Here is a 26,947-nt window from a genome sequence, read left to right as displayed (position 1 = left end):
CCGATGCGGAGGGGCGGGCCGGTCTTCCGGCCCGCCCCGTCGTCGTATCGGTGGCTCATCGGCGTTATGTGAGGTGGGGGAGAAGCCCCAGTTCGCGGGCGCGGCGGACGGCGGCGGTGCGGCGGCTCACGGACAGCTTGCGGTAGACGCTCTTCAGGTGCGTCTTGACGGTGTTGACCGAGAGCTGGAGTTCGGCGGCGATCTCGTCCGTGGCCATCGTGCGCGCCAGTTGGGCCAGTACGTCGAGTTCACGCCTGCTGAGTGCCACGGCCGGCTGCCGGGCGGCGCCGTTGTCGCCGGCCGGGGGCGCTCCGTTGCCGGCCGGGGACGTCCCGTTGTGGGACGGGCCGGTCCAGGCGCGGACCATCTGGAGCGCGGCGTGCGAGGGGTCTCCGGGGGCGGAGGCGGGCAGCGGGGGCCGCTGGGCGGTCGCGGCGAGTTCGGCGGCGGCCCGGAACCGCCCGCGGAGCCCTTCCAGGAGGGCGAGTTCGACGAGGAAGTCCCGGCGCAGCGCCCCGTTTCCCGCGGTACCGGCCGCCCTGAGCCCTGTCGTCAGGGCGCTCTCCGCCGCCGTCAGCCGGCCGCGCCGCAGCTCGGCTCCGCCGCGGACCAGTTGGATCAGGGCGCGCAGTTCGGGGTGGTCCGCCTGGGCCTCGCGGGGGAGGAGCGCGAAGAGGCGCTGCGCCTCGGCCGCAGCGGCCGGCGCCGCTACGGGGTCCCGGAGGCGCTCCAGTTGTGTACGGATCACCGCGTGCGTGAGGTGGAGCCGGGCCTGGGTGGCGTGGTCGGCGGGCGTTGCGGTACCGGCGAGCAGGCATTCCGCCTGCGTCAGGACGGTGGCGCACGCCGTCATGTCGCCGTGCGACAGCGTGCTCGCCGCGGTGACGAGTGCGGTCTCGGGGCTGCCGTCGACTGCGGATGAGGCACTTCCAGTTGCGGTGTGGGGGAGTCGCGTTGCCGTCAGGCCCAGGATCTGGCCTATCGCCAGGTGATGGACGATCAGCCGGTGCGCGTACGGGCGGTCGTCCGCGGCGAGTGCGTGGCCCACCGCCCCGGAGAGCGGGCCGTTGTCACCCAGCCAGGCCGCTGCCCGGCGGTGCAGTGCGGCGATCTGCCCCGGGTGTTCCTCGAGCAGCCGGCGACGCAGCGCCTCGCCGATCATGCGGTGGTACCGGTACCAGCCCTGCCCGCACGCCTCGAGGGACGCGTGCTCGCCGGCCACGACGGCGAAGCGCCGGCCCGCCCGGTCGCCCGCCACCGCGGCGGCCAGCGGAGCGTTCACCCGGTCCAGGATGCTTGTCATCAGGAGCAGGCGGCGCACTTCGGCCGGCTGTCCGTCCAGTAACTCCTCGACGAGGTAGCCGACGACCGCGTCGTCCGTCCCGCTGAACCGCATCGCGTACCGCTCCGGATCGGGCTGCCGCGCCAGGGCCAGGGCGGCGAGCCGCAGCCCCGCCGCCCAGCCCTCGGTGCGCTCGCGCAGCGACGCCACGGCGCGACGGGGGAGTGTGATGCCGTGGAGCGCGAGCAGCTCCGCCGTCTCCCGGTCGTCGAAGGCCAGTGCGCCGGTGCGGAGTTCGGTGAGGTCGCCGGCGAGGCGGTGCCGGTGGAGGTGCAGCGGCGGGTCCCCGCGCGCCGCCACCACCAGCCGCAGCGCCCGGCCGGCGTGCGCGAGCAGGTATGCCACCCCGGCGGCGCACGGCGCGCCGGCCCCGGCCCGAAAACCGTCCAGTACCAGGACCACCGGGACGCGCCGGGCCGCCAGCACCTCGGCGAGCCGGGCGGCCGTCGCGAGGCCGTCGCACGTGGGACCGGGCCGCTCCCCGCCCGGTACAGCGTCCCCGTCAGGTACGGCAACGCCCGCCGCCCCCAACGCCCGTGTCACCCGCGCCCAGAAGAGGCCCGGCGGCTCCGGGGCGTCGTCACACGTCACCCGGGCCACCGGGCCCGGTGCTGTGCCCGTGTGCACCCACTGCGTCAGAAGGGCCGACTTGCCGGCACCGGGCGGGCCGATCACCACGGTCAGTGGGCCGAGTACGCCCGCGGAGAGCCGTTCCACCAGCCGGGGCCGGGGGACGAGCGGTGCGTCCGGGGACTCGCCCATCGCCGGCCCCTCGCGTCGCGGTGTCGCTCCCGGAGCCGCCTCGATGTGTCCGAGTCGCTCCCGGAGCGGATGTGTCCGACGAGTGTGCCGTCCTTTCGTGCGCGCGGCAGTCCGTACGGACGCATCTCACTCCGGGAGCCGTGCCGCCTTCCTCAACCGGCCGGGGCCACCCGGTCTCTTTGCTGCGTCGGTCACGTCCCCTGGAGAGCGGAGACCAGTTCCTCCTCGCGGTCCTTGGTGAGCGAGGTACGGAGGACGGTGGGGTTGAACGGGCGCAGCGCCTCCCGCACCCGGTCCGGCGTGGACCGCCGCACGAGGGCGAACACCGCGGCGCGCCCGGGCTCCAGCGTGCCGGCCACCTCCTTGATGAACGCGTCGTTCACCCCCACGTCGGTGAGCTTGCCGATGGCCGCACCCGAGGCGGCGCCGACGGCCGCGCCGAAGACCGGCATCAGGAAGAGCATGCCGAACAGCGTTCCCCACAGGGCGCCGCCGGCCGCCCCCGTGGCGGTGGGGTGGTACGTCTGCTCCACATGGATCTTGCCGTCCTGCGTCCGCCACGCCAGCGCGGCGTCCTCCAGGTCGAGCAGCTCCTGGCGGGAGAGTTCCCTGCCGAGCCGCATGACGGCCTCGGCCTTCTCCTTGTCCGGGAAACCGAGTACGACGAGATCGGTCATCGCAGCCTCCTACGGATCTGATCCGACGCCCCATTGAGCCGCCGCGCGCGCCGGGCCGCGTCACCCGGAACGGGTGAAGTACGCCCGTGCCAGTCGTGGACGACGACGCTGGCCACCACGAGATCCTGGAGCGACCGGCCGTGCCGGCTGAGCGGTATCCAGAGCAGGCCCCACGGGAACGCCACGCACAGCGCCGCCCGCAACAGGGCGCGGCCGGGCCCGAGCGGCCGTCCCGACCGCGCGGCCACCCGCAGCCCCATCAGCCGGGCCCCCGCCGTACGGCCGGCCGTCAGCCAGCTCCCCGCGAGGTAGCCGACCGCGAGGGCGGCACCGCACGCGGTGCTGATCCGGGGCGGCAGGTGCGGAATCGTGAACGGCGGCCCGACGACCATGAAGCGCACGGCCCCGGCGGCCAGCAGCGCGGCGAGCCCGATGCCGAGGACGGCGAAGGCGTCGATGAGCGCGGCGACGGTACGCGACACCAGTCCCGCCGCCCGCCCCTGCATCCGGACCGGGTCGTACTGCCTCCCGGGCTCGGTCACGGCGGCGCGTCGTCCTTCGGCACGGGTGGACCGGGACCGGGCGGTGGATCGGGACCGGGCGGGCCGAGCCCTGGAAGCTCCGGTGGGGTGCCGTTACCGCGCCTGCGCAGCAGCCGGTCAGCGGCCCGGTTCACCAAGCGGTCGGCGTGCATGGCCTGGACGCGGACCGCGTTGACGGACTCCTCGGCCATCCCGCCGCTGGTCTCCCGCACGACCCGGCTGAGATCGATCTCCCGGAGCACCTGTTCGGTGATCGTGACCAGGTCGATCCGGGCCACTATCGCGTCGATGTCGACCCGGTCGGCGATCCTTCGCACATCGACCCGGTCCGCAGCGGCGTCGAGGTCGACCCGGGCCACCGCCGCGTCGAGGTCCACCCGGGCCACCACCGCATCCAGGTCGAGCTGCTCCAGCACGGGGAGCACCACAGTACGGACCACTACCTGGGCCGTCGTACGGAGCGTCGTACGGGCCGTGGCGCGGGTCAACTCACCTACAGCACCGGCGACTTGGACCACACCGGCCGGTACGGCCCAGCGCACAGCGGCCCGGCCCCAGGCGACGGCGCAGCCGCCGGTGTGTTCCTTCACAGCGGTATCGCAGCACGCCCGCCGGGGCCCGGCCTCCTCCGCCACGGGTGACCGGCCGCAGGCCGTACGTACGCCGGCTACGTACGCCAGGCAGGTCCGCGGTACCCGGTCAGCCGATCGGCAGCCGGCTGCTGATCTTGTGTGTCCTGCGGGCCGTGCGGGCGCGCAGCGCCGCCTCGCGGCGGGCCTGGTGTGCCGCGTGCCGGCCCTGCCAGGCGAGGGACGGCTTGCCTTGGGTGTCCGCCGAGGCGATGAGCAGCCCACCGAGCATGGAGAGGTTCTTGAGGAACTGGATGCGCTCCTGGGTGCGCGTCGCCTCGTCCTCGGCCTCCCAGAACCGGTGTCCGGCGAGGGTCGTGGGCACCAGCGTGGCCGCGATGGCCAGCGCGGAGGCCCGCGGGAAACGGCCGATCGCCAGCAGGGAGCCGGCCACGAGCTGCACGCCGCCGCTGATCCGGACGAGCTGCTCGGTCTGTTCCGGCAGACCGGGAATGCGCTGGGCGATCGGCTGGGCGATCGGCTCGGCGGCCGGGACCAGGGGCTCGGGATCGCGCAGGGTCTGGAGGCCCTGGATGACATAGGTCGAGGCCAGCATGGGCCGGGCGAGAAGTCGCAGTACAAGCATGGCCCACGAGTGCCCCTTCCGGCCGGACCTCATCCCTAGGTTCCGCCCGCGCCCCTCGGATGGGGCAACTACCGGCCGGACCGGTTGCGCCCGCCGCGCCGGCGCCCTCGCCGGGCCCGCCCCGGCCGCCCTTCACTCTCCGCCCCGTACCGTCTTTACTTCAGTCGTGACCTACGAGATCCGCGCCCTGCCCGCCACCACCACCGGGGTCCCCGCATGATCGACAAGCTGCTGCCCGCCCCCGTGATCACCGCCGAGACGTTCCACGACGCGCCCGTGTCGGACATGTTCCCCGAGGAGCTGGCCCTAGTGGCCGACGCGGTACCCAAGCGGCAGCAGGAGTTCGGTACGGTGCGCGGCTGCGCCCGGGACGCGCTCGCCCGGCTGGGCTTCGCCCCCGGGCCCTTGCTGCCGGGGCCCGACCGCGCGCCGCGCTGGCCGGCCGGCGTCGTCGGGGCGCTCACCCACTGCACCGGCTACCGCGCCGCCGCGGTCGCGCGGGCCACGGACGTACTGACCCTGGGGCTGGACGCGGAGCCGCACGAGCCGGTGGCCGATGAGGGCGTACTGGAGCTGGTCACCCTGCCCGAGGAGCGGGCCCAACTGGCCCGGCTGGCCGAGCTGATGCCCGAGGTCTGCTGGGACCGGCTGATCTTCAGCGCGAAGGAGAGCGTCTACAAGGCGTGGTATCCGCTCGCCCGCCGCTGGCTCGGTTTCGAAGAGGCGCACCTGACCCTCGACCCGACGGACGCCACCTTCACCGCCCGCCTCCTCGTCCCCGGGCCGGTCGTCCGGGGCCGGGAGTTCACCGGGTTCAGCGGCCGGTGGCTGATCGGCTCGGGGCTGGTGACGACGGCCGTGGTGCTGCCCGCGTGAGACCGCGCGGCAGCGGATGCGGGGCGGCGGGTGGAAGCGCAGCCTGGTAAAGGACCCGCAGCCCGGCGTCAAAGGGTGCAAATGGGTCGTGAAGCCGCGGAACCGCAGGTCACAGGAGTGGCTATCGGTACGTTTGCGTTTCGATCGGAGCGGGGCGTACGCTCGAAGAGGCTTAAGAGTACGAAACAGTTTCGATCCGTTGTTCGGGGTGGACATGTCCGTCACCACGCCGCCGTCCGCCACCCCCGCGCCGCGCCACGGCGAAGGGGCAGCACGCCGGACGCGGCTCTCGCCGGAGCGCGAGAGCGAGCTGTACGCCGCGGTCCTGGACCTGGTGCGCGAGGTCGGGTACGAGAACCTCACGCTGGACGCCGTCGCCGCCCGATCCCGGTGCAGCAAGGCCACGCTGTACCGCCGCTGGCACGGGAAGCCCCGGCTGGTCTGCGCCGCGCTGCGGCATCTGCGGCCGTTCTCGCTGGAGGACCTGGACACCGGTTCGCTCCGCGGTGACGTGCACGAGCTCGCCCGGCGGGTCGGGGACGCCAAGAAGGACATCGACCTGATGCGCGGGATCACGCACGCCGTGCACCGGGATCCGGAGCTGGCCGAGGCCATGCACACGGCCCTGATCGAACCCGAACTGGAGGTGATGCAGGCGATGCTCGACCGGGCGGTCGCCCGCGGCGAGGTCGACTCCGACTGCCCGGCGATCCCCTTCTTCCCGCACGCACTGTCCGGCGCCGTCTTTTCGCGCCCGATGATCGAGCAACGCCCCGCGGATGCCGCGTACCTCACGCGCTATCTGGACGCCGTGGTGCTTCCCGCCCTGCTGCGGACCTGACGCCGGCCTGGGCACACCGCCGGGCGGCACGCACGAGAACCACCCCCCGGGGGCCCCGGAAGAGGAGCACCGGACCCCGGAAGATCCGAAGGACTCCGTATGACCTCCACCCGTGTCGATGCAGGCGCCGACGCCGGGCAGCCGGCCGAGGCGCCGTCCGGCGGCCGGGCGACGGGGCACACCCCCCACCGCTGGTGGGTGCTGGCCGTCATCGGCCTCGCCCAGCTCATGGTGGTGCTGGACGCCACCATCGTGAACATCGCCCTCCCGTCCGCCCAGCGCGACCTGGGCTTCAACAACGACGGCCGGCAGTGGGTCGTCACCGCCTACTCCCTCGCCTTCGGCTCCCTGCTGCTGCTCGGCGGGCGGCTCGCCGACCTCTTCGGGCGGAAGACGACGCTGATCATCGGCCTGGTCGGCTTCGCCGGGTCCTCGGCCCTGGCCGGCGCCGCGAACGGCTTCTCGATGCTGGTCATCGGCCGGGCGCTGCAAGGACTGTTCGGCGCGCTGCTGGCGCCGTCCGCGCTGTCCCTGCTGACGACGACCTTCACCGACGCCAAGGAACGTGCCAAGGCGTTCGGCATCTTCGGTGCGATCGCCGGTTCCGGTGGCGCCATCGGGCTGCTGCTCGGCGGCGTACTGACCGAGCACCTGGACTGGCGCTGGACCCTGTACGTCAACCTCGCCATCGCCGTCGTGGCGGTCATCGGCGCGCTGATCTTCGTCCGCCGCCCCGCGCCCACCGCGCGTCCCCGGCTCGACCTCTTCGGCACGCTGCTCGTGGCCGCAGGGCTCTTCGGTATCGTCTTCGGCTTCTCCAGCGCCGAGACGCACGCCTGGAGCCACTGGATGTGCTGGGCGTTCCTCGCGGGCGGCGGCGTGCTGCTCCTCGCGTTCGTGCTCTGGGAGACGCGCGCCGGGCATCCGCTGCTGCCGCTGCGTGTACTGGGTGACCGCAACCGCGCCGCGTCCTTCATATCGGTGTTCATCTCCGGCGCCGGCATGTTCGGGGTCTTCCTCTTCCTGACGTACTACCTGCAGCAGACCCTCGCGTACACGCCGGTCAAGACCGGTCTCGCCTTCCTGCCCATGGTCGGCATGCTGATGGTGATGGCGCAGCTGTCGATGAACATCCTCGTGCCCAAGATCGGGCCCAAGCCGATCGTGCCGCTGGGCATGCTGTTCGCCGGGGCCGGCATGATCTGGCTGACGCGGCTGGACCTGGACAGCACGTACGCCGCGCACGTCCTGCCGCCGCTGCTGGTGATGGGCTTCGGCCTCGGCATGGTCATGCCGCCCGCGATGAGCCTGGCCACGCTGGGCGTCGCACCCAGCGACCAGGGCGTCGCCTCGGCGACGGTCAACACGATGCAGCAGGTCGGCGGTTCGATCGGCACCGCGCTGTTCAACACGATGGCCGCCAGCGCCGTCACCGATTACCTCTCGGACCGCAGGCCGACGAAGCTGAACCAGGCGGAAGCGGCCCTGCACAGCTACGACGTGGCGTACTGGTGGGCCGCCGCCTTCTTCGCCGCCGGCCTGGTCATCACGCTGCTGCTGTACCGCAGGGGCAAGGCCGTCGCCGATCACGGCCCGGCCGTACCGGTGGAGCCGGAGCACCACGGCCGCCACGGGGCCGCGCACGACGAGTCCGTACCGGAGGACGGCACGGGCACGGCCGAGCTTCCGGTGACGGCCGCGGCCGCGACGCCGGCCGGTCCCTCCGTGCACGGCCGGGTGCTGGACGCGGCCGGTGCGCCCGTGCCGGCGGCCGCCGTCACGCTGATCGACTCCCACGGCAGCCAGCTCGGCCGCGCCACGGCGGCAGCGGACGGCCAGTACGCCATGGCCACCCCGGCCGCCGGCAGCTACGTACTCGTCGGCGCGGCCGCCGGGCACCAGCCGCGGGTGGCCACCCTGGCCGTCGGCGAGGAACCGGTCGCCTTCGACCTGATGCTCGCCGGGACCGGCGGCCTCGAAGGCACGGTGCGGGCCGGCTCGTCGCCGGTGCCGAGTGCCCTGGTCGTGGCCACCGACGAGCGCGGTGACGTGATCGAAACGGCCTCCTCCGGCGAGGACGGCGGCTACCGCCTGCCCTCTCTCGTACCGGGCGTCTACACCCTGACGGCGAGCGCGACGGGCTTCCAGCCGTACGCCGGCATCGTCGAGGTCTCCGGCGGCGTACCGACCCGCCAGGACGCGGTGCTGCAGCCCGCCGCGACGCTCAGCGGCACGGTGCACAACGGCGCCGGCACGCCGCTCGGTGAAGCCCGCGTCTCGCTGCTGGACCCCGCGGGCAATGTGGTGGCGGTCCGCACGACGGGCCCGGACGGCGCCTACGCGTTCACCGACCTGTCCGGCGGCGAGTACACGGTCGTGGCCAGCGGCTACCCGCCGGCGGCAGCCCCGCTGACGGTGACCGAAGAAGGCCAGGACGGCTTCGACATCGTCCTCTCCCACGGGGACTGACGGACCCGCGCCCCGGCCACGGACCCCGGGGAGGCATCGGCGTGCTGCCGGTGCCTCCCCGGGGTCTCATGCTGTCTCGGCTGCCGGCTCGGCGAAGTCCATCTCCGGCGGAGGGACGCGGAACAGGCGGGTGAGGTAGGCGAGGTAGCAGATGCCGAGAGCAAGCCAGATCAGGCCGAGGGTGAGCGCCTTGCCATCCAGGCGGCTGAGGAGCCAGAGGTCGACCGCGGCGCCGACGGCGGGGAAGGCCAGGTAGGTGACCGGGTTGAGCCGGGTCCCGGCGCGGCGTTCGCGCAGGTACGTCGCGATGACGCTGACGTTGACGAGCGTGAAGGCCGTGAAGGCGCCGAAGTTGATGAAGGACGTGGACGTCGTCACGCTCAGCCGCAGGGCGATCAGGCCGATCAGGCCGGTGAGGGCGATGTTGAGCGCGGGGGTGCGGAGCCGGGGGTGGAGGTAGCCGAAGAGGCGGCGGGGGAGGACGCCGTCGCGGCCCATGGCGTACAGCAGCCGGGAGGCGCTGGCCTGGGCGGCGATGCCGGAAGCGAACTGCGCGACGACCAGGCCGGCGAGGAAGAAGGAGGCGAACAGGTCGCCCGCGATGGTCTTCGCGATCTCGAAGGCCGCCGAGTCGGGCTCGTCGAACGCCGCGCCGGGGTGGACGAGCTGGGTGGTGTAGGCGAGGGCGACGAAGATGCCGCCGCCGATCAGGGCGGTGAGCAGGATGGCACGCGGAATGGTCCGCTTCGGGTCGACGGCCTCCTCGGTGAGAGTGGTGACGGCGTCGAACCCGAGGAAGGAGTACGCGGCGACGGCCGCACCCGCGGAGATGCCGGTCACGGTGGTCGCGTCGTTGACGAACGGCGTCGTGCTGAACAGCGCCCCGGTACCGCCCTGGTGGAAGACATGCAGCAGGGAGAGGACGGCGAAGAAGCCGATCACCAGCACCTGGAAGGCCATGAGCAGGTCGTTGGCGCGCTCGGCGGTGCGGATGCCGCAGATGTTCAGGGTGGTGGTGAGGGCGATGAAGGCGAGAATCCACACCCAGGACGGGACGCCGGGGAACTCGGCCTTGAGGTAGGCGGCGCCGATCAGCCAGATCACCATCGGCAGGAAGAAGTAGTCCAGCAGGGTCGCCCAGCCGACGAGGAATCCGGCCCGCGAGTCGATGGCACGCCGTACGTAGGTGTAGGCGGAGCCGGCGACGGGATGGCGGGCCGCCATCTTGCCGTAGCTGTGCGCGGTGAAGATCATCGCGACCATGGCGAGCAGATACGCGGTGGGCACGGCGCCGTGCGTCTCACCGGCGACGACGCCGAAGGTGCCGAGCACGATCAGTGGGGCCATGTAGGCGAGGCCGAAGGCGACGACGCCTTTCAGGGTCAGGGTCCGGCGGAGCGCGGGGGCTGGCTCGGTCACGGCGGGGCTCCAGGGGTGGTGGTGCAGAGGGGAGAGGGCTCAGGGGGCTTGTTAAGGGCATGGGATCAGGGGCGGGCGCGGTGCGGGCCGGGGCGCCAGGTACGCGGGTCGATCCGGCCCTCGTACAGCGGCAGCTCGATGGCGGCGTCCCGCTCCTCGAAGTGGTCCCACATCCGGCTGAGGCCCGCCGTCCCGTGGGTGCGGACCCGCTTGACGTCATCGAGGTCGAGCACGTCGGTGAGGACGGTGGGAGCGGAGTCCGCCGCTTCGGTACGGACCCGGCCCTCGGGGTCGACGATCAGGCTGCGCCCGGTACCGTCCGGGCCCGCCGTGTTCACGCTGAGGACGTACACCTGGTTGACGATGGCGTTGGCGCGCGCGAGCACCAGCTCCTGCACCCGGTCGGCGGTGGTCGTCATGACGGGGTTCACGATGACCTCGGCGCCCATCCAGGCGAGCTGCCGCGCGACCTCCGGGAACCAGGCGTCGTAGCAGATCGCGAAGCCGACCCGGCCGACGTCACCGAGATCCGCGACGACGAAGCGGTCTCCGGAGGCGTACGGCTCGTACGGCCGCCAGGGGAAGACCTTGCGGTACGAGGCGGCCAGCTTGCCTTCGGGGGAGAAGGCCAGGGCGGTGTTGAACAGCTCGCCGCCGGGCCCCCGTTCGCACACGGTGCCGGGCAGCAGCCAGACGCCGAGGTCACCGGCGAGCTCGGCGAGGGCCTTGGTCCGTGGGCCGTCGAGCGGCTCGGCGGCGTCCTGCAGCCGGGCCTCGCTCTCCGCACGGTTGCCCTCCACGCCGCAGAGGTGCAGCTCCGGATAGGCGACCAGCCGCGTCCGCGGGAACTTGTCCAGCAGCGCGTGGACGTCGTCGGCGAACCCGGACAGGGGCGCCTCGGCGGGGCGGGCCGGTGCCTGGGCGAGCGCGACGGGCAGCGGGCGGGACATGGACGTCACCTGCTTCGAGGGGAACGGGAGGGTGGGCGGCGGATGCCCGAGAAAAATAGAGCACATTGATCAGTTAAACAAGAGTGTTCAAGATGAGCAGTTTTTTGGCTACGGTGATCCTGTGGCCGACTCTCCTTCCCGTACCACGCACGCCCTGAGCGCGCCGCCGCTGACGGGCATCCGCCGGCTGTCGGCGCTGGACGCGGTGCGGGCCCGTATCGCACTCGCTGTCGACCTGGGTCTCCTGAAACCCGGCGAGCGGCTGCCGGCCAGCGACCGGATCGCCGGGGCGCTGGACACCTCCGAGATCACTGTCCGCCGCGCCCTCGTGGCCCTGTGCAAGGACGGCGTGCTGGAGCGCCGGCGGGGGCGTACCGGCGGCACCCTCGTGGCGGAGCATCCGCCCCGCGGCGCGGTCGGCGCCGTGGAGTCCTACCGGGCCGCGGCGCCCGACGTGCACGCCCTGATCGACCACCGCCTCGTCCTCGAATGCGGCATCGCCCACCTCGCCGCCGCACGGGGTCTGGACGAGGCGGCCGACCGTGAGCTGCGGCGCCTGGTCGAGGAGATGGACGGGGCGGAGAGCTGGGCCGAATTCCACCGCTGGGACGAGCGGTTCCATCTCGCCGTCGCGGCCGCCACCGGCCTGCCGTCGGTCGTCGAGCCCTACGGGCTGGCGTTGAAGGAGCTGTACCACTACTACCTGCCGTACCCGCTGGACCACCTGCGCGAGTCCAACGGCGAACACCGCCTCCTCGTCGAGGCGCTGCGTCAGGGTGATTCCGCCGCCGCGGCGGAGGTCGCCGGGCGCCATGTGGGCACCCTGCACGACACGATGTTCATGCACTTGTTGAACGATTCCTGACGGGTTACGTTGCCGAAGGCAACCATTCGTCCTGTCAGGGACGCCTGCGAGAGGCGAGGGAACGTGACAGTGGTCGTACAGGGCATCTGTGCCCCCGGGTTCGAGAACGTCCGCGAGGAGTTCGCCCGCAACTTCGCCGAGCGCGGCGAGGTCGGCGCCGCGCTCGCGGTGACCGTCGACGGAGAGTTCGTCGTGGACCTGTGGGGCGGGCACGCCGACGCCGGCCGCAGCCGCCCGTGGGAGCGGGACAGTCTGGTCAACGTCTACTCCACCGGCAAGGGCATGACCGCGCTCTGTGCCCATCTGCTCGTGGACCGCGGGGAGCTGGACCTCGACGCGCCCGTCTCCCGTTACTGGCCGGAGTTCGCCCAGGAGGGCAAGGGCGACATACCGGTGCGCTGGCTGCTCTCCCACCGCGCGGGCCTGATCGCGCCGCGCGAGCCCCTGGCCCCGGGGGACGTGTACGACTGGGAGAAGACCTGCGCGGTCCTGGCCGCCACGGAACCGTGGTGGCAGCCGGGCACCGCCCAGGGCTACCACGCGGTCAGCTTCGGGTTCCTGGTCGGCGAGCTCGTCCGCCGTATCACCGGCATCTCGCTCGGCACCTTCCTGCGCACCGAGATCACCGAACCGCTCGGCGCCGACCTGTACATCGGCACCCCCGAAGCCGAGCACGCCCGCTGTGCGCAGATGATCGGGCCCGAGGGGGGCGGCACGCTGCGTGCGATGTTCCCCGGGATGCCCGAGGGGCCGATCCGGTCGCTGGACGCGCACCCGCTGGCGGGCGTGGCCGTGGCCATGGGCCATCTGCCCCTGGGGGACGTGAACAGCGCGCCGTGCCGCAGCGCCGAGATCCCCGCGGCCAACGGCAACGCCACCGCGCGCGGCCTGGCCACGGTCTACCGCGCCCTCGCCAACGGCGAGTTGGTCGGCGCGGACACGTTGGCGGCGATGCGGGCGCGGCAGAGCGCCGGCGACGAGATCGACCTGGTGCTCAGCGCCGCGGCCCCGGAGCAGCTCCCGTTCGCCTGGGCGGCCGGGTACATGCTCAACGGCTTCGGCTACCTCGGTCCCAACCCCGGCACGTTCGGCCACGGCGGCGCGGGCGGCTCGCTGGCCTTCGCCGACCCGGAGAACCGGCTGTCCTACGCGTACACGATGAACAAGTTCGGCGGCAGCACGACCGGTGGCGACCTCCGCAGCCTCAAGCTGGTCGAAGCGGTGTACGCGGCCCCGGCGCTCGGCAATTCCCGGGAGTGATGCGCGTCTTGTGAAGCCGCCGGGGCCGGGCTCCCGGCCATTGGCGGCAGCGCGGGGTGGGAAGGAAAGCCTCCGGGTTACTCTGCCGAAAAGCGGACCGAAGACGGGGGAGTGGGGAGGGCGTCCCCATGCCGTCGCACCGGCGCACGTGCACCCTGTTGGACGCGGTACTGAGTGCCGGTGGCGAGCTCGGCGTCGATCAGGTGCTGCGGCACATCGTCGAGACGGCCGTGGTGCTGGCCGACGCCGAGTACGGCGCGCTCGGCGTGATCGGGGACGCGCAGCGGCTGTCGCGGTTCCTGCCCGTCGGCCTCTCGGAGGAACTGGCCGCGCGGATCGGCCCGTTGCCCGCCGGGCACGGCGTCCTCGGGGAGCTGATCCGCCATCCGCGGCCGCTGCGACTGACCGACCTGAAGGAAGGCAGCGGCGGCTTCCCCGCCCACCACCCGCCGATGCGCACGTTCCTGGGTGCGCCGGTGCGGGTCCGCGAAGAGGTGTTCGGCAATCTGTACCTCACCGAGAAGCGCGGCGGCGCCCGTTTCGACGCCGACGACGAGGCGATGCTCTCGATGCTGGCGGCCGCCGCCGGCGTCGCCATCGACAACGCGCGGCTGTACCACGAGAGCCGCCGGCGGGAGCAGTGGCTGGAGGCGCTGGGCGAGATCACCCGGTCGCTGCTGTCGGGCGCGGCGACCCGCGAGGTGCTCGGGCTGATCGCCCGGCGCAGCGGCGACCTGGCCGTCGCCGACTCGGTCGTGGTGTTCCTGCCGGACGCGAGTACGGGCGAGCTGACCGCGGTCGTGGCCGAGGGCGTGGACGCGGAGCGGCTCGACGGGACCGTGGTGCCGGGCGACGGCTCCCTCGCGGGGCTGGCCGCCCGCACGGGTGAGCCGGCCGTCACCGCGGATCTGCGCACCGACCCCCGCTCGTACGCGCTGCGGGAGCGGGACCGGGCGGCGGGGCCCGCGGTCGCCGTGCCGCTGCTGCTGGACGCACGGGCCGGCGGGGCGCTGTGGCTGAGCCGGGCCGCCGGGCGGCAGCACTTCTCCGACGGTGAGGTGGAGCTGATCTCCGGCTTCGCCGAACAGGCGGCGCTCGCCCTGGAGTTGGACCGCCGGCGCCGCGCCGCGGAGCAGGTGGACGCGCTGCGCGAGCGGGACCGGATCGCCCGGGACCTGCACGACCTCGCGATCCAGCGGCTGTTCGCGGCGGGGATGACGCTGCAGAGCGCCGAGCGGCTGATCGAGCGGCCGGAGGCGGCGGCGCGCGTCGGGCGCGCGGTGGACGACCTGGACGAGACGATCAAGATCATCCGGTCCACGATCTTCGGGCTGCGGACGGCTGCCGAGCCCCGGGACGGCGCCGGGCTGCGCCGGCGGGTCCTGGACGTGGTGGAGTCGGCGGGGCAGGCGCTCGGCTTCGCCCCGTCCCTGCGGATGGAAGGACCGGTGGACACCGACGTGCCCGCGACGACGGCCGGGCAGCTCCTGCCGGTACTGACCGAGGCACTGAGCAACACGGCCCGCCACGCGCGCGCCCGGCGCGTGGACGTCGCCCTGACCGTGGCGGACGACGTGGTCCTCACGGTCACGGACGACGGGGTGGGCCTGGACCGCGGCCCGGCGGCGAACGGCGGCTGCCCGCCGGACGCGGGCGAGGGCGGGCTGGCGAACATCCGGTGGCGTGCCGGGCAGCTCGGCGGCCGCCTGCGGCTGGAGGCACCGCCCGGCGGCGGCACCCGCCTGGTCTGGCACGTCCCGCTGCCGAACGGCACCCGGCCGAAGGGCGACCGGCCGGACGGCAACGGGTGACGAGCCGGGGGTGGAGTGGTGCCGGGCGGCAACCGCCCGGCACCACACCCCGGTGGGGCTCTCACAGCTCGTGGGCCGGGTTCCCGCCCCAGCGTGCGTGGGCGGGCACCTCTTCGCCCTTCATCAGGAACGAGTCGGGCGCGAGCGTCACGCCGTCGCCCAGCGTCACGCCGTAATGGACCAGGGTGCCGGTCCCCAGGGTGCAGCCGTTCCCGAGCGTGCTGTGATCGGACTTGAAGGTGCCGTCCTCCTGGGAGTGGCACTGGATGACGCTGCCCACATTGAGCGTGCAGTCGTCGCCGATCGTGACGAGCGTCCGCTCCGGCATCCGGGCGCCGTCGTCGAAGAGCCGCCGGCCGAGGCGGACGCCCACCAGCCGCCAGAACAGGCCCTTGAACGGCGTGCCGTTGAGCAGCCGCAGCTCCATCGCCTGGTGCTTCCAGAAGCGTTCGTGCTGCCAGAAGTGCGGGTGGTAGATCGAGCAGAGGCGCGGGACCAGCCGCCGGAACCGGGTACTGACGCGCTCCAGGATCCCCGTGTACAGGACGCTGAACACCAGGGTCAGCAGGGTCGCCAGCGCGATCGCCACCGCACCCCACGAGGAGTACAGCGCGACCATGGCCCAGCCGACCGCGAGGACGCCGAAGGTGTAGATCCACCGGGCGAGCAGGAACGAGCCGAGGGTGATGAGGTTGTGCCGGTTCTTGGCCCGCAGCCGGCGGCGGAACGCGTCGCCGTCCCGGAGGTGGTCGAAGGACGTGTCGCGCTCGACGGTGCGCGGGATCTCGAAGCTGGGCGAGCCCAGGAGCCCGACGCCCTCCCGGACGGGCCCGTCGACGGGGATCATCACCTTCGTGGCGAGCAGACAGTTGTCCCCTGTCCGCCCCCGTGCCGGGTAAGTCACCTGGTTGCCGAGGAAGTTGTGCGGACCGATCGTCACCCGGGTCAGGCGGAAGGACGTACTGGAGTACTCCGCGTTCAGGAGCGACAGGCCGTCGGCGACCATGGTGCCGGTGCCGATGGAGCTCAGAACCGGGCTCTCGTGCTTCACGTCCGTGCCGAAGTTCGACCCCGTCTGCTCGATCTCGTTCAGGTCGTACGAGAGGCCGCGCAGGTAGTGGACGATGTACGAGCTGTCCCCGAAGAGCCGCAGGAAGAACTTGTTGTTGCTCAGCCGCGCGATCGCCCGGTGGACGGAGTAGTGGAACCCGTACAGCGGATAGACCCGGTCCGGCTTGATCAGGAGGTGCAGCAGGCGGGGGAGCGTGCACACGAGGAGCAGGCCGAGGATCAGCGAGCCGAAGAAGAGCACGAACGACACGGCCAGCGCGTCACGGTAGAACGCCCAACTGGTGACGGGCGGCGGCTGGTCGGACAGGAAAGCGGTGAGCTGCGGTGCCTCGGCGAGCAGCAGGTCCACGCCGCCGATCACCAGCGGCAGGTACACGAAGAGCATGGTCAGGAGCTGCGTGACGCTGTAGGCCACCTTGCGCCGCATGGGGAGGTCGGCGGGGCCGACCGTGCGGAAGTCCGTCCCGGCGGGCTGCGCGGGCGACCCGTGCCACCGCTCGCCGGCGGGGACCGTCTGCCCGGCGTGCAGCGACGAGGCATGGCCGAGCTGGGCCCCGTCGCCGAGCGAGGTGTCGATGTCGAGCACCGTGGCCTCGCTGATGTACACGTCCTTGCCGAGGGTGACGGGGCCGGTCCGGATCCAGCCCGCCTCGGCCCGGTAGCAGGTGACGTACGCGTCCTTGCGGATGACCGTGCCGTCGCCGACCGTGAGCAGGTCGGTGCAGACGGGCACGTGCTTGGAGAGCACCGTGACGTCGCGTCCGATCCGCGCGCCCAGCGCCTTCAGATAGAGCACATAGAGCGGTGAACCGGCGAACAGGACCAGCGGGTTCATCTGGACCAGCGTCCTGACGAGCCAGAACCGCAGGTACGCCGGGCTCCAGATGCGGATCCGCTGCGCCGTCCACCGGCCGACGAGCAGCCACTTGGCCAGGATCGGCAGGACGCACACGGCGGCGAAGACCGCGCCGCCGAACACGACAGCCCGCAGGTAACTGTCGAGCAGGCTTGTTCCGCCGGCGATCCAGTCATAGCCGCGGGCGATCACCAGTGCGGTGAGGTAGGTGTAGCCGAGGAAGATCAGGAGCTGCAGCGCCCCGCACAGGACGTATTGCGGCGTGCCCGCCCTCGCCGGTGCCACGGCCTCGGGGGGCGGCGCCAGTGCCGGTGACTCGGTGGGGCCCGGCGCGGGCGCGGGCTCCGGGAGCGCCGACGCCAGGCTGCGGATCGTCGGGTACCGGTAGATGTCCTTCATCGACACCGACGGCAGGTCCGCACGCTTCCTGACCCGGGCGCAGAACTGTGCCATCAGCAGCGAATCGGCGCTGAGGTCGTCGAAGAAGTGGCTGTCGGGCGGTACGTGTTCCACGTGTACGACGCCGGCCAGCACCTCGGCCAGTTGGCTCTCGGTGCCGGCCGCGGGCGCGGCGTACGCGCGTGGGACGGTTGCGGGTACGGGTACGTCCAGGTCGGCTGTCGAGACCTGGACATTCTTTCCCACCACTTGAACTCCTTGAGAGTGACGATCGAGCCGACGGGCGAAAGGCCGATTGGCGCCTGCCGCCCGCCGGCGCGGTGGGGGGATGGTCCGATGCCGGGGGAAGTGGACTGGGGGAAGTGGATGGAAGGGGGCGGCCGCTGGGTGGTGCGGCCGCCCTTCGCACGGCTCCACAGTCTTCGGAGCGGACGGCACCGAACCGATCCCCCAGGTTTCCGGAGCCGCCCCGCCGGACGGCCGGTGCCGCCCCGCCGACCGGCTGATCACATCCCGCCGACCGGCCGGAGCACCCCCGCCGCATGGCGGGAACCGGCCCCGGGCACCCGGAATCGAACGGTCGGCGTGGTACACATCGGGCGAATGGCGCTGGGTGAGCGGAGCACGCGTGATCCGGGTACTGGTGGTGGATGACGAGGCCCTGATCCGTACGGGCTTTCAGCACATCCTGGGCGCGGCGGACGACATCGAGGTCGTGGCGGCGGTCCCCGGCGGCCAGGCGGTGCGCACCGTACGGGAGTTGGGGCCGGACGTCGTGCTGCTCGACATCCGCATGCCCGACGTGGACGGGCTCACCGTCCTGGCGGAACTGCGCCGGCTGCGGCAGCCGCCGGTGGTGGCCATGCTCACCACGTTCGATACCGACGAATACGTGGCGACGGCGCTGCGCTCCGGAGCCGACGGCTTCCTGCTCAAGGACACCGATCCCGAACAACTCCCGCACCTCATCCGCACGCTGGCCGCCGGCGGCGTCGTCCTGTCCGCCACGGTCACCCGGACCGTCGTCAACGGCTATCTGGACAGCGGCCCCGACGCGCCCGCCGTGCGCAGCGTCGCCCGGCTGACCGACCGCGAGCGCGCCGTGCTCCTCCTCATCGCCGAAGGGCTGTCCAATGTCGACATCGGTACCCAGATGCACCTGAGCACCGGCACGGTCAAGGACCACGTGAGCGCCATCCTCACCAAGCTGGGGGTGAGCAGCCGCGTCCAGGCGGCGCTGCTCGCCGAGCGCGCGGGACTGTTACGGCCGTTACGCGGCGGGGAGGGCGGATGAAGAACAGACGGCCGCCGGCCTGGCTGCTGGACGTCGCCCTCATCGTCGCCGTCCTGCTCGACGCCTGGGCCCACTACGAACCGGACGAACCGTGGGGCACGGCCTGCTCGCTGCTCGGCGCCTTCTCGCTGGCGCTCCGCCGGCACCTGCCGCTCACCACCTTCGTCCTCACCCTCCCGGCGCTCGTCCTCGCCGACGCCAAGTACGCCTCGCTCGCCGCGCTGTACACCCTCGCCTCGCTCACCCACCGCCGCGTGGTCCTGGCCGTCTGCGCCCTGACGGTCGTGGCCGGCCACGTCGTGCCCTGGCCGTACCCGGAGTACGACGACTATCAGGACACCTCGACCCTGATCCACGTCGGATACAAGCTGGCGATGGCGGCCGCCCCCGTCTTCCTCGGCCAGCTCGTCCAGGCCCGCCGCGACCTGTCACTGCGGCTCGCCGAGATCTCCGAGGCCCGCGACCACGAGCGGCTGCTGCTCTCCCAGACCGTACTGGCCAAGGAACGCGCCCAGCTCGCCCGGGAGATGCACGACGTGGTCTCCCACCAGGTCAGCCTGATCGCCGTACGGGCCGGGGCGCTCCAGGTCGGCACCCGCGACCCCGCCGTGAAGGAAGCGGCCGCCACGATCCGGCGGCTCAGCGTGCAGACGCTGGACGAACTGCGGCACATGGTCAGCGTGTTACGTGCCTCCGGCAGCCGGCCGACCGAGCTGACCCCCCAGCCCTCCCTCGCCGACCTGCAGCGCCTGGTCGAGTGCAGCGGCATCGAGGCCGAGCTGAAGACCGACCTGCCCGACGGCCTCCCGCCGCCGGTCCAGCGCGCCGTCTACCGCACCGTCCAGGAAGCCCTGACCAACGTACGCAAGCACGCCCCGGGCGCCACCGCGACGGTCCGCGTCCACCACGAGGGCGGCACCCTGCACGCCACCGTCACCAACACCGCGCCCACCCGCCCGGCCCTGCCGCTGCCCAGCGCCTCCCACGGCCTGGTCGGCCTCCGCCAGCGCGCCGAACTCCTCGGCGGCACCGTCACCGCGGCCCCCACGTCCGAGGGCGGCTTCCGGCTGCATCTGACACTGCCGGTCGGTCCTTAGGCCCGCGGCCGGGCGCGGAGCATCGCGCGGGCGCGCTCGATCAGGGCGCGGGCGGCCGGACCGGTCGGGCCCGCCGCCCGCCAGGCGAAGACCAGGCGGCCGCGCAGGGCCGGCGGATCGATCGTCAGGGTCCGCAGCTCCTCGCCGCGGGCCGCGGCGAAAGCCCCGGGCAGGATCGCCGCGCCCAGGCCCCGCGCGGCCAACTGCGCGAGCACTTCGGGACTGCTGGCCTCGAAGGCGATGTCCGGTGCGAAGCCGGCGGCCGCGCACGCCTCGTCGAGCCGGGTGCGCAGCCCCGTACCGCGCGGCAGGCTGATCAGCGGGCGGCCGCGCAGGGTGTCGAGCGAGATGACCGGGTGGACGGCGAGTTCATGGGCGGGGGCGACCGCCGCGACGACCGGCTGGTCGTCCACCACCTCGATCTCGAGACCGGCCGGGGTCCCGCTGCCCACGCTGATGATCGCCGCGTCCAGCCGGCCCGTCCGCAGGCCGTCGATGAGCTGGTCGGAATTGGCCTCGGACAGGGTGATCTCGACCGCCGGGTGAGCGTCGTGGAACTCGGCCAGCAGGTCCGGGAGTTCGACGCTGTGCGAGGTCACCGTCCCCACGGCGACGCGCCCGCGGAGCAGCCCGGTCAGCTCGTCCACGGCATACCGGACGCCGTCGACCGCGGCGAGCGCGGCGCGCGCGTACGGGAGGACGGCCTCGCCCACCTCGGTCAGGCGTACCGAGCGGCCCGAGCGGTCCAGCAGCTCCTGGCCGAGCTCCCGCTCCAGCCGGCGGACCTGCGCGCTGACCCCGGGCTGGGCCACGTGCAGCCGCTCCGCGGCGCGGGTGAAGTTCCGCTCCTCGGCCACGGCGACGAAGTACTGCAACTGGTGAAGCTCCATGAGCGGCGAGTCTAGCCGAGCCAGAAGCAATGCTTCTCGTTCACATAATTACCATCTCTTGGACTTCTGGTCCGGTCCGCTTCAGAGTGAAAGCAGGAAGCAGCAAGGACGAGAAGGGGAACCTGCCATGACCACCGAGACCACCCGCGAGCGCGCCGCCACCCCCGAGGACCTGGCCCGGCTCTTCGTGGCGCGGGCCAACGCCCGCGACGCCGAGGGGCTGGCCGAGCTGTACGCACCCGACGCCGTGCTCGCCTACCCGCCGGGGGCCGTCACGGTCGGCCGCGACGCGATCCGCGCCGTGTGCGAGAGGATGGTGGCGCACGCGGCCCTGCCGTTCGTGGAGGAGGAGCCGCTGCCCACGGTCCGGTACGGCGACCTCGCCCTGACCTCCACCCGGCCCGCCGACGGCACGGGCGGCCGGGTGCAGGTCGCGCGCCGGCAGCCGGACGGGAGCTGGCTGCGCATCATGGACCGCCCCGAGACGGCGGCCGGACGATGACCGTACTGATCGCCGGCGCGGGCATCGGCGGGCTGACCGCCGCGCTGAGCCTGCACGCCGCGGGCATCGACGCGGTCGTGGTGGAGAGCGCCCGCCGGATCAGGCCGCTCGGCGTCGGGATCAACCTGCTGCCGCACGCCGTGCGCGAACTGACCGAACTCGGCCTCGGCGAAGAGCTCGCCGCCCTCTCCGTGGCCACCGGCGAGAACGTCTACTACGACCGGTCCGGCCGGCGGCTCTTCACCGAGCCGCGCGGCCGGGCGCAGGGCTACCACTGGCCGCAGTACTCCCTCCACCGCGGCGAACTGCAGCTCATGCTCCTCGCGGCGGTGCGCGCCCGGCTGGGCGCCGGCGCGGTCCGTACCGGAACGCGGCTGGTGGACTTCGAGGAGCGGCCGGGCGCGGTCCGGGCCAGGCTGCTCGACCGGGCGACCGGAGCGGCGGAGACGTACGACGCGGCGGCGCTCGTGGGCGCCGATGGCCTGCACTCGTCCGTCCGGGCCCGGCTGCATCCGGCAGGCGGCCCGCTGCAGTGGTCGGGCATCCGCATGTGGCGGGGCGTCACTGAGGGCGAACCCTTCCTCACCGGTGCCTCGGCGGTGCTCGTGACGGGCGGGGACGCGGAGCTGGTCGCGTACCCGATCGGCCGCGGCCGCATCAACTGGGTCGCTCTGGTCAGGGTGGCCGCGCCGCAGCCGCTCGCCGAGGAGGCGGCCTGGAACAGCGCGGGCCGGCTCGCCGACGTCCTGCCGTACTACGCGGACTGGACGCTGGGCGTGCTCGACGTTCCCGCGCTGCTGGCGGGCGGCGACCCGCTCCTGCAGTACCCCATGGCCGACCGCGACCCGCTGCCCGCCTGGGGGAGCGGCCGGGTCACCCTGCTCGGCGACGCCGCCCACCCGATGTACCCCGTCGGCGCGAACGGCGCGTCACAGGCGGTCGTCGACGCCCGCGTGCTCGCCCACGAGCTCGCGCGGGCCGACGGTGTACCGGACGGGCTGGCCCGCTACGAGGACGCGCGCCGCGACGCGACCACGGCCGTCGTCCGGGCCAACCGGGAGATGCACCGGGCCGGCGGCCGGACGCCGCGGGAGCTGGCCCGCATCACCGCCACCTACCGGCACGCCACGGGCAGCGACGTGCACGAGCTCAACTCCCGGGCGTCGCTGACGCTTCGGTGAGGGGGAGGGGCGGGGCGTTAGGGTCGGCCGCATGGGAGACGCCGTCATGACCGATCAGGAGTTCCTGGACCACGTCGCCGACCGGCTCGCGGGGCTGTCCGCCGTGCGTGCCGTCACCCTCGGTGGCTCGCGTGCCCAGGGCACCCACACCGCCGACAGCGACTGGGACTTCGCCCTGTACTACCGCGGCGCCTTCGACCCGGCGGAGCTGCGTGCCGTCGGCTGGGACGGCGAGGTCTCCGGGCTCGGCGAATGGGGCGGCGGCGTCTTCAACGGCGGTGCCTGGCTGGGCATCGACGGCCGGCGCGTCGACGTCCACTACCGCGACCTCGACGTCGTCGAGCACGAACTCGCCGAGGCCGGGCAGGGCCGCTTCCACTGGGAGCCGCTGATGTTCCACCTTGCGGGCATCCCCAGCTACCTGGTGGTCGCGGAGCTGGCCGTCAACCAGGTCCTGCGCGGCGAACTGCCGTGCCCCGCCTACCCGGAGGCGCTGCGCGCCGCGGCCCCGCCGGTATGGCGCGGCCGCGCAGAGCTCACGATCCAGTACGCCAAGAGCGCGTACGTGCCACGCGGCCAGGCCACCGAGGTCGCCGGCGCGCTCGCCACCGCCGCCCTGCAGACCGCCCACGCCGTCCTCGCTGCGCGCGGCGAGTGGACCACCAACGAGAAGCGGCTCCTGCACCAGGCGGGATTGCGCGGCATCGACACCGTCGTCGCCGGGCTGCGGCCGGAGGCGGCGCACCTGGCGCGGGCCGTCGCCGAGGCGGAGGCGCTGTTCGAGGAGCGGCTCAGCCAGGCCCTGCGTATGTGAGTTCAGCCAGGCTCGACGTGCGTGAGGAGCCGGTCCACGAAGGCGCGTTGGGCGGCGATCAGCCGTTCCCCGGCCGACTCCGGGCCGCACCACGCCACCCGGTCGATCTCGGGGAAGGCCCGCAGGACGCCGGAGCCCCTGGGCCACTCCATCTCGAACGTCCCCGGCACGACCGCCGCCGGGTCGAGGTCGCCCTCGACGGCCCAGACGGTGACCGTCTTGCCGCCCGACTGACGGACGTCGCCCAGAGGGACGTACGGGCCTTCCGGAGGCGGCAGGCCCAACTCCTCCTCGAACTCCCGCCGGGCGGCCGCCAGCGGTTCCTCCGGCGGCACGTACTCGCCCTTCGGCACCGTCCACGCCCCGGCCTCGCGGCGGGCCCACAGCGGACCGCCCATGTGCGCCAGCAGCAGCTCGACGCTGCCGCTCGTACGGCGGTACAGCAGCAGCCCGGCGCTCCGTTTCCCTGTCATGACGCGTCATTGTTCGCGCTGCGGGCCGCCAGGACGTCCTGCACCGTGTCGGCCTCCTCGGGCCTCTTGTCCTCCCGGTACCGCACCACCCGGGCGAACCGCAGGGTGACGCCCGCCGGGTAACGGGTGGACGACTGGAGGCCGTCGTAGGCGATCTCCACGACGAGCTCCGGGCGTACGGTCACGACATGACCGCGCTCCTCCACGGTGAGTTCCCGCAGCCGTTCGGTCTGCCAAGTGAGGGTGGCGTCGGTCAGACCCTTGAAGGTCTTGCCGAGCATGACGAACGAGCCGTCGGGCCCGCGGGCGCCGAGGTGGAGGTTGGACAGTTTGCCGGCGCGGCGGCCGTGTCCCCACTCCGCCGCCAGCACGACGAGGTCGAGGGTGCGCACCGGCTTCACCTTGAGCCAGGAGGCGCCGCGCCGCCCCGCACTGTAGGGCGCGTCCAGCGCCTTGACCACGACGCCTTCGTGCCCGCGGCGCAGCGTCGCGGCCCAGAACTCCGCCACCGCCTCCTGGGCCGCGGGGTCGGCCGGGTCCTGGACGACGACCCGGCGGACCCGCATCGGCTCGGGCACGATCCGGGCCAGCTCCGCGTGGCGGTCGGCGAAGGGCAGGTCCATCAGGTCCCGGTCGTCCGCCGCCAGGATGTCGAAGAAGACCGGCGAGAGCGGCAGCGCGGCCTGCGCGGCGGCCACGTCGACCCGGGAGCCGAAGCGCCCGGCGGTGCGCTGGAACGGCAGCGGGCGGCCGTCGGCGTCCAGCGCGATGACCTCGCCGTCGAGTACGAACCGGGTGGCCGGCAGGGCGCGAGCGGCCTCGACGACCTCGGGGAGCCGGTCGGTGACCTCGTCCAGGGTGCGGGTGTGGATGTGCACGTCGTCGCCGTCACGGTGCACCTGTACCCGGATGCCGTCGAGCTTCTCCTCCACGGCGCAGGTGCCCAGCTTCTCGACCGCCTCGGCCGGTGACTTAGCGCTGTGCGCGAGCATCGGGCCGACGGGCCGGCCCACGGTGAGCCGGAAGCCGGCGAGCGCGTCCGGGCCGTCGGCCAGCAGGGCTCTGGCCACGTCCTGCAGCCCGCCGAGCATCACGGCCCGGCGTACGTCCGCCGGCGGCGCGTCCGTCGCCGCCGCCAGCCCCTCGACGGCGAGCGCGTCCAGCGCGCCCTGGCGCACCTCGCCGGTCAGCAGGCCGGTCAGGAAGCGCTGTTCCGGCTCGGTGGCCGTGGCCAGTAGCTGCTGCACCAGCCGCCGTCGTTCGGCCTGCGCGCCGGTCCCGGTGATCCGGGACAGCGCGGTGAGCCCCGCGTCGACGCCGCGTACGGTCAGTACGGCCTGCTCGGCCGGGGGAGCCGGGTCGCGCAGGGCGTTCCAGCCGATGCCGATGCGCCCCTGGGGCAGCCGTCCGGCCAGGTAGGGGATGACCACGGGCACATCCTCGGGCGCGGCCTCGCGGAACAGCCCGGCCAGCAGCGCGACCTTCCGGGAGCGCGCGGAGGTCGCGGCGACTTCTTGGGACACGCGGGCAAGGTGGGCCAGCAGCATACGGCCATCGTGCCTCGCACGGCCCGGCCACGCCTCCGCACGGGCACCCGGCCTTGCCTCCGCGGGGGGACCGGCTCCTCGCCACGATCACCGTGACGCGATCCCGCCAAAAGTTGGCGCGCCCGACGTCCTTCTTGACCTTTGGCCATTGCCATTCATTGACATCCACTTGGTCAACCTTTTACCTTCTTTCCATGCGGCGAAAGCGCACGTCAGCGCCGCATGTGTCGCACAGGCCGGCTCCATACCCCACCTCTCGGAGGCCCGCATGGAACAGCTCATCAAGAAGATGGCCCAGGACGACGTCTGGCAGGGCTGGGTCGCCGCCAACTCGGCGCAGAAGGCGGACAAGGACGGCTGTATCAGCGCGTCGCCCAAGTCCGGCTACATCAGCGCGACGAAGACCGGCTGCATCTCCTGACCCGTCGCCGCCCGGCGTTTCCGGGCCGGCCGGCGGCGGCCGTCTCCGCCGCCGGCCGGCCCCGGCCCACGAGCCCTGTTGAGGTTTCCCTTGAAGGTTTCCCCGGACCGTCAGCTGAAGGTTTCCCCGGACGGTCAGCCGACGGCCGAGGTCATCGCACGCGTCAAGGACATTCCGATCTACCGTGACGCGCTGGTCCGCGGTCATTTCCCGGTACTGGAAAAGGCGGAGATCGCGCGCGGCTTCCCGGACAACTGGATGACGCCCGCGCTCACGACGGCGCTCGCCTCCGGCGAGGCGGAATTCGTGCTCTCCACGGGCACCAACCACGCCCGGATGCAGCTCATCCGTCCCCCGTACTTCCTCCTCCGCTCCTATTACCGGCTGTGGAGCGAGCACCCGGACATCCGGGAGACCTGGGAGGCGGACTGCCGGCGCGTTTCCCTGACGACGGTGCTCGCGACGGAGCATGTCGCCCGGGTGAATGCCAGGAAGCGCGGCGAGGAGCCACCGCCCGTACCGCGCGTGGAGGACCGCCGCCTCGATGCCCGCACCTCTTACCTCAACCTCCGCCTCGACCCCGCACTCTGGGAGCGCGCGGACGTCGAGCGGATGCTCGCCGAAATCGAAGCGGCCCGGCAGACTCATCCGCGCGGCTGGTACCACCTGGACAGCTCCGGCTACCACTTGGCGCATCTGCTGCGCAAAATCCATACCTGGGGACTGTGGGACGCGTTCTCGCCACCGGCGAGCATCATCCACGCCTACGAATACACGCCGGTCAATGTGCGGCGGTATCTCCAGCAGCACTTCGCGTGCCCGATCATCGACCTGTTCGGCAGCACGGAACTGGGCTACCTCTTCTACAGCGACCGCCGCGGCCGCTACCACCCCTTCCTCGACGACATGAGCGTCGAACTCGCGCCGGTGGCCGAGGGCAGCGGGCTCTTCCACCTCATCGTCACCAGCCTGCGCAATCCGCACATGCCGCTGATCCGCTACCGCTCCGGCGACTGCGCCCGCACGTCGGACGGCACGCCCGACCCGACCAACATCACGCAATTCTGCGGCCGGGAAAAGGAGTTGCTCGATTCCCCCGCGGGCCCGGTCTCGCAAGGCGATCTGGACGCGCTCGTCGGCGCCGTCTCGCCCCGCGTCTTCGTGCACCAACTAAGGGTCCTCAGCTCAGCCGAGGCCGTGCTCGCGTACACCACCTTCGACGGCAAGCCCCTCGAATCCGACCGAGTGGCCGCCTTGGGGCGCGGCGTACGCGAACTGACCGGCCGCCGCTGCGTACTCGACCACCGGGACCACATCCCCATCGGAAAGTCGGGGAAGTACGCCTGGCTCGCCCCGGACGGAAAGTGAGAGGG

24 protein-coding genes are annotated in these 26,947 nt (G+C 72.8%); 13 read left to right on the top strand and 11 right to left on the bottom strand.

The features are described from left to right. Positions 1 to 64 precede the first annotated feature (64 nt). The 5 genes from IG84_RS0107765 to IG84_RS0107745 all read right to left on the bottom strand — a co-directional run bounded on the left by IG84_RS0107765 (position 65) and on the right by IG84_RS0107745 (position 4,538). Entirely contained in the window at positions 65 to 2,104 is a 2,040-nt protein-coding gene (locus IG84_RS0107765) for a LuxR family transcriptional regulator (protein WP_051861488.1), read from the bottom strand. A gap of 191 nt (positions 2,105 to 2,295) precedes the next feature. After that, positions 2,296 to 2,781 carry a DUF1269 domain-containing protein gene (locus IG84_RS0107760; protein ID WP_031052976.1) on the bottom strand — a complete coding sequence of 162 codons (486 nt, stop codon included), beginning with the start codon at positions 2,779 to 2,781 and terminating at the stop codon, positions 2,296 to 2,298. After that, positions 2,778 to 3,323 (bottom strand): RDD family protein, encoded by a 546-nt coding sequence (locus IG84_RS0107755; protein ID WP_245659256.1) that lies wholly within the window; start codon positions 3,321 to 3,323, stop codon positions 2,778 to 2,780. Before IG84_RS0107755 ends, IG84_RS0107760 begins: the two co-directional genes overlap by 4 nt. Then, entirely contained in the window at positions 3,320 to 3,913 is a 594-nt protein-coding gene (locus IG84_RS38755; RefSeq protein ID WP_051861487.1) for a hypothetical protein, read from the bottom strand. The genes IG84_RS0107755 and IG84_RS38755 overlap by 4 nt, the downstream gene beginning before the upstream one ends. Before the next feature lie 109 nt (positions 3,914 to 4,022). Then, on the bottom strand, positions 4,023 to 4,538 hold the full coding sequence (locus IG84_RS0107745; RefSeq protein WP_031052972.1) for a DoxX family protein: 516 nt from the start codon (positions 4,536 to 4,538) through the stop codon (positions 4,023 to 4,025). Between the two features lie 216 nt (positions 4,539 to 4,754). On the opposite strand from IG84_RS0107745, the gene IG84_RS0107740 reads away from it, so the two are divergent. The 3 genes from IG84_RS0107740 to IG84_RS0107730 all read left to right on the top strand — a co-directional run bounded on the left by IG84_RS0107740 (position 4,755) and on the right by IG84_RS0107730 (position 8,724). Continuing rightward, on the top strand, positions 4,755 to 5,414 hold the full coding sequence (locus IG84_RS0107740) for a 4'-phosphopantetheinyl transferase family protein (RefSeq protein WP_031052970.1): 660 nt from the start codon (positions 4,755 to 4,757) through the stop codon (positions 5,412 to 5,414). Positions 5,415 to 5,628: 214 nt separating this feature from the next. Next, a complete protein-coding gene (locus IG84_RS0107735) occupies positions 5,629 to 6,255 on the top strand; it encodes a TetR/AcrR family transcriptional regulator (protein WP_078648677.1) in 627 nt (208 codons plus the stop codon). A gap of 99 nt (positions 6,256 to 6,354) precedes the next feature. Beyond that, entirely contained in the window at positions 6,355 to 8,724 is a 2,370-nt protein-coding gene (locus IG84_RS0107730) for an MFS transporter (protein WP_037799464.1), read from the top strand. A gap of 66 nt (positions 8,725 to 8,790) precedes the next feature. On the opposite strand, the gene IG84_RS0107725 is transcribed toward IG84_RS0107730, so the two are convergent. Continuing rightward, the gene (locus tag IG84_RS0107725) at positions 8,791 to 10,143 is read right to left on the bottom strand and encodes an APC family permease (RefSeq protein WP_031052964.1); all 1,353 of its coding nucleotides are present in this window, start codon (positions 10,141 to 10,143) and stop codon (positions 8,791 to 8,793) included. 65 nt (positions 10,144 to 10,208) lie between these two features. After that, positions 10,209 to 11,093, bottom strand: coding sequence for a carbon-nitrogen hydrolase family protein (locus tag IG84_RS0107720; RefSeq protein ID WP_031052961.1), 885 nt, complete (start codon positions 11,091 to 11,093; stop codon positions 10,209 to 10,211). 121 nt (positions 11,094 to 11,214) lie between these two features. On the opposite strand from IG84_RS0107720, the gene IG84_RS0107715 reads away from it, so the two are divergent. From IG84_RS0107715 to IG84_RS0107705, 3 genes are all read left to right on the top strand, one after another. Continuing rightward, complete coding sequence (locus IG84_RS0107715; RefSeq protein WP_031052958.1) at positions 11,215 to 11,958, top strand: FadR/GntR family transcriptional regulator; 744 nt, start codon at positions 11,215 to 11,217, stop codon at positions 11,956 to 11,958. A 63-nt stretch (positions 11,959 to 12,021) separates the two neighbouring features. Beyond that, on the top strand, positions 12,022 to 13,218 hold the full coding sequence (locus tag IG84_RS0107710) for a serine hydrolase domain-containing protein (RefSeq protein ID WP_031052955.1): 1,197 nt from the start codon (positions 12,022 to 12,024) through the stop codon (positions 13,216 to 13,218). A 128-nt stretch (positions 13,219 to 13,346) separates the two neighbouring features. Then, positions 13,347 to 15,029 (top strand): sensor histidine kinase, encoded by a 1,683-nt coding sequence (locus IG84_RS0107705; protein ID WP_051861486.1) that lies wholly within the window; start codon positions 13,347 to 13,349, stop codon positions 15,027 to 15,029. 61 nt (positions 15,030 to 15,090) lie between these two features. Here the strand turns inward: IG84_RS0107705 and IG84_RS0107700 are convergent, their stop codons facing one another. After that, on the bottom strand, positions 15,091 to 17,604 hold the full coding sequence (locus IG84_RS0107700; RefSeq protein ID WP_031052951.1) for a Pls/PosA family non-ribosomal peptide synthetase: 2,514 nt from the start codon (positions 17,602 to 17,604) through the stop codon (positions 15,091 to 15,093). A 379-nt stretch (positions 17,605 to 17,983) separates the two neighbouring features. On the opposite strand from IG84_RS0107700, the gene IG84_RS0107695 reads away from it, so the two are divergent. Next, a complete protein-coding gene (locus IG84_RS0107695) occupies positions 17,984 to 18,649 on the top strand; it encodes a response regulator (protein WP_031052950.1) in 666 nt (221 codons plus the stop codon). After that, on the top strand, positions 18,646 to 19,746 hold the full coding sequence (locus tag IG84_RS0107690; RefSeq protein ID WP_031052948.1) for a sensor histidine kinase: 1,101 nt from the start codon (positions 18,646 to 18,648) through the stop codon (positions 19,744 to 19,746). Before IG84_RS0107695 ends, IG84_RS0107690 begins: the two co-directional genes overlap by 4 nt. Here the strand turns inward: IG84_RS0107690 and IG84_RS0107685 are convergent. Then, entirely contained in the window at positions 19,743 to 20,636 is an 894-nt protein-coding gene (locus tag IG84_RS0107685; protein WP_031052945.1) for a LysR family transcriptional regulator, read from the bottom strand. The two genes, IG84_RS0107690 and IG84_RS0107685, sit on opposite strands and share 4 nt — an antisense overlap. Positions 20,637 to 20,763: 127 nt before the next feature. On the opposite strand from IG84_RS0107685, the gene IG84_RS0107680 reads away from it, so the two are divergent. Genes IG84_RS0107680 through IG84_RS0107670 form a run of 3 tightly spaced genes read left to right on the top strand, consistent with a single transcriptional unit; the run spans position 20,764 to position 23,133 of the window. Next, on the top strand, positions 20,764 to 21,138 hold the full coding sequence (locus IG84_RS0107680) for a YybH family protein (RefSeq protein ID WP_031052942.1): 375 nt from the start codon (positions 20,764 to 20,766) through the stop codon (positions 21,136 to 21,138). Next, complete coding sequence (locus IG84_RS0107675) at positions 21,135 to 22,319, top strand: flavin-dependent oxidoreductase (RefSeq protein ID WP_031052938.1); 1,185 nt, start codon at positions 21,135 to 21,137, stop codon at positions 22,317 to 22,319. Before IG84_RS0107680 ends, IG84_RS0107675 begins: the two co-directional genes overlap by 4 nt. 31 nt (positions 22,320 to 22,350) lie before the next feature. After that, a complete protein-coding gene (locus tag IG84_RS0107670; RefSeq protein ID WP_245659255.1) occupies positions 22,351 to 23,133 on the top strand; it encodes a nucleotidyltransferase domain-containing protein in 783 nt (260 codons plus the stop codon). 2 nt (positions 23,134 to 23,135) lie between these two features. On the opposite strand, the gene IG84_RS0107665 is transcribed toward IG84_RS0107670, so the two are convergent. Then, the gene (locus IG84_RS0107665; protein WP_031052935.1) at positions 23,136 to 23,606 is read right to left on the bottom strand and encodes an NUDIX hydrolase; all 471 of its coding nucleotides are present in this window, start codon (positions 23,604 to 23,606) and stop codon (positions 23,136 to 23,138) included. Further along, positions 23,603 to 25,153 (bottom strand): ATP-dependent DNA ligase, encoded by a 1,551-nt coding sequence (locus tag IG84_RS0107660; RefSeq protein ID WP_031052934.1) that lies wholly within the window; start codon positions 25,151 to 25,153, stop codon positions 23,603 to 23,605. The genes IG84_RS0107665 and IG84_RS0107660 overlap by 4 nt, the downstream gene beginning before the upstream one ends. A gap of 268 nt (positions 25,154 to 25,421) precedes the next feature. Between IG84_RS0107660 and IG84_RS41520 the strand changes: the two genes are divergently transcribed. Further along, positions 25,422 to 25,574 carry a hypothetical protein gene (locus IG84_RS41520; protein WP_169749865.1) on the top strand — a complete coding sequence of 51 codons (153 nt, stop codon included), beginning with the start codon at positions 25,422 to 25,424 and terminating at the stop codon, positions 25,572 to 25,574. Between the two features lie 90 nt (positions 25,575 to 25,664). Continuing rightward, on the top strand, positions 25,665 to 26,942 hold the full coding sequence (locus IG84_RS0107650) for a phenylacetate--CoA ligase family protein (RefSeq protein ID WP_245659254.1): 1,278 nt from the start codon (positions 25,665 to 25,667) through the stop codon (positions 26,940 to 26,942). Positions 26,943 to 26,947: the final 5 nt, after the last annotated feature.

This window comes from Streptomyces ochraceiscleroticus, assembly GCF_000720485.1.
Taxonomy (GTDB): domain Bacteria; phylum Actinomycetota; class Actinomycetes; order Streptomycetales; family Streptomycetaceae; genus Streptomyces; species Streptomyces ochraceiscleroticus.
The sequence above is the reverse complement of the archived record's forward strand: the minus strand, read 5'-3'. Positions and strand labels throughout refer to the sequence as shown.

What these genes read in the sequence shown, in the direction of transcription:
- IG84_RS0107765 (WP_051861488.1), bottom strand. Translation starts at nt 2,104, where the DNA reads ATGGGCGAGTCCCCGGACGCACCGCTCGTCCCCCGGCCCCGGCTGGTG.
- IG84_RS0107760 (WP_031052976.1), bottom strand. Translation starts at nt 2,781, where the DNA reads ATGACCGATCTCGTCGTACTCGGTTTCCCGGACAAGGAGAAGGCCGAG.
- IG84_RS0107745 (WP_031052972.1), bottom strand. Translation starts at nt 4,538, where the DNA reads ATGCTTGTACTGCGACTTCTCGCCCGGCCCATGCTGGCCTCGACCTAT.
- IG84_RS0107740 (WP_031052970.1), top strand. Translation starts at nt 4,755, where the DNA reads ATGATCGACAAGCTGCTGCCCGCCCCCGTGATCACCGCCGAGACGTTC.
- IG84_RS0107735 (WP_078648677.1), top strand. Translation starts at nt 5,629, where the DNA reads ATGTCCGTCACCACGCCGCCGTCCGCCACCCCCGCGCCGCGCCACGGC.
- IG84_RS0107730 (WP_037799464.1), top strand. Translation starts at nt 6,355, where the DNA reads ATGACCTCCACCCGTGTCGATGCAGGCGCCGACGCCGGGCAGCCGGCC.
- IG84_RS0107720 (WP_031052961.1), bottom strand. Translation starts at nt 11,093, where the DNA reads ATGTCCCGCCCGCTGCCCGTCGCGCTCGCCCAGGCACCGGCCCGCCCC.
- IG84_RS0107705 (WP_051861486.1), top strand. Translation starts at nt 13,347, where the DNA reads ATGCCGTCGCACCGGCGCACGTGCACCCTGTTGGACGCGGTACTGAGT.
- IG84_RS0107690 (WP_031052948.1), top strand. Translation starts at nt 18,646, where the DNA reads ATGAAGAACAGACGGCCGCCGGCCTGGCTGCTGGACGTCGCCCTCATC.
- IG84_RS0107685 (WP_031052945.1), bottom strand. Translation starts at nt 20,636, where the DNA reads ATGGAGCTTCACCAGTTGCAGTACTTCGTCGCCGTGGCCGAGGAGCGG.
- IG84_RS0107680 (WP_031052942.1), top strand. Translation starts at nt 20,764, where the DNA reads ATGACCACCGAGACCACCCGCGAGCGCGCCGCCACCCCCGAGGACCTG.
- IG84_RS0107675 (WP_031052938.1), top strand. Translation starts at nt 21,135, where the DNA reads ATGACCGTACTGATCGCCGGCGCGGGCATCGGCGGGCTGACCGCCGCG.
- IG84_RS0107670 (WP_245659255.1), top strand. Translation starts at nt 22,351, where the DNA reads ATGGGAGACGCCGTCATGACCGATCAGGAGTTCCTGGACCACGTCGCC.
- IG84_RS0107665 (WP_031052935.1), bottom strand. Translation starts at nt 23,606, where the DNA reads ATGACAGGGAAACGGAGCGCCGGGCTGCTGCTGTACCGCCGTACGAGC.
- IG84_RS0107660 (WP_031052934.1), bottom strand. Translation starts at nt 25,153, where the DNA reads ATGCTGCTGGCCCACCTTGCCCGCGTGTCCCAAGAAGTCGCCGCGACC.
- IG84_RS41520 (WP_169749865.1), top strand. Translation starts at nt 25,422, where the DNA reads ATGGAACAGCTCATCAAGAAGATGGCCCAGGACGACGTCTGGCAGGGC.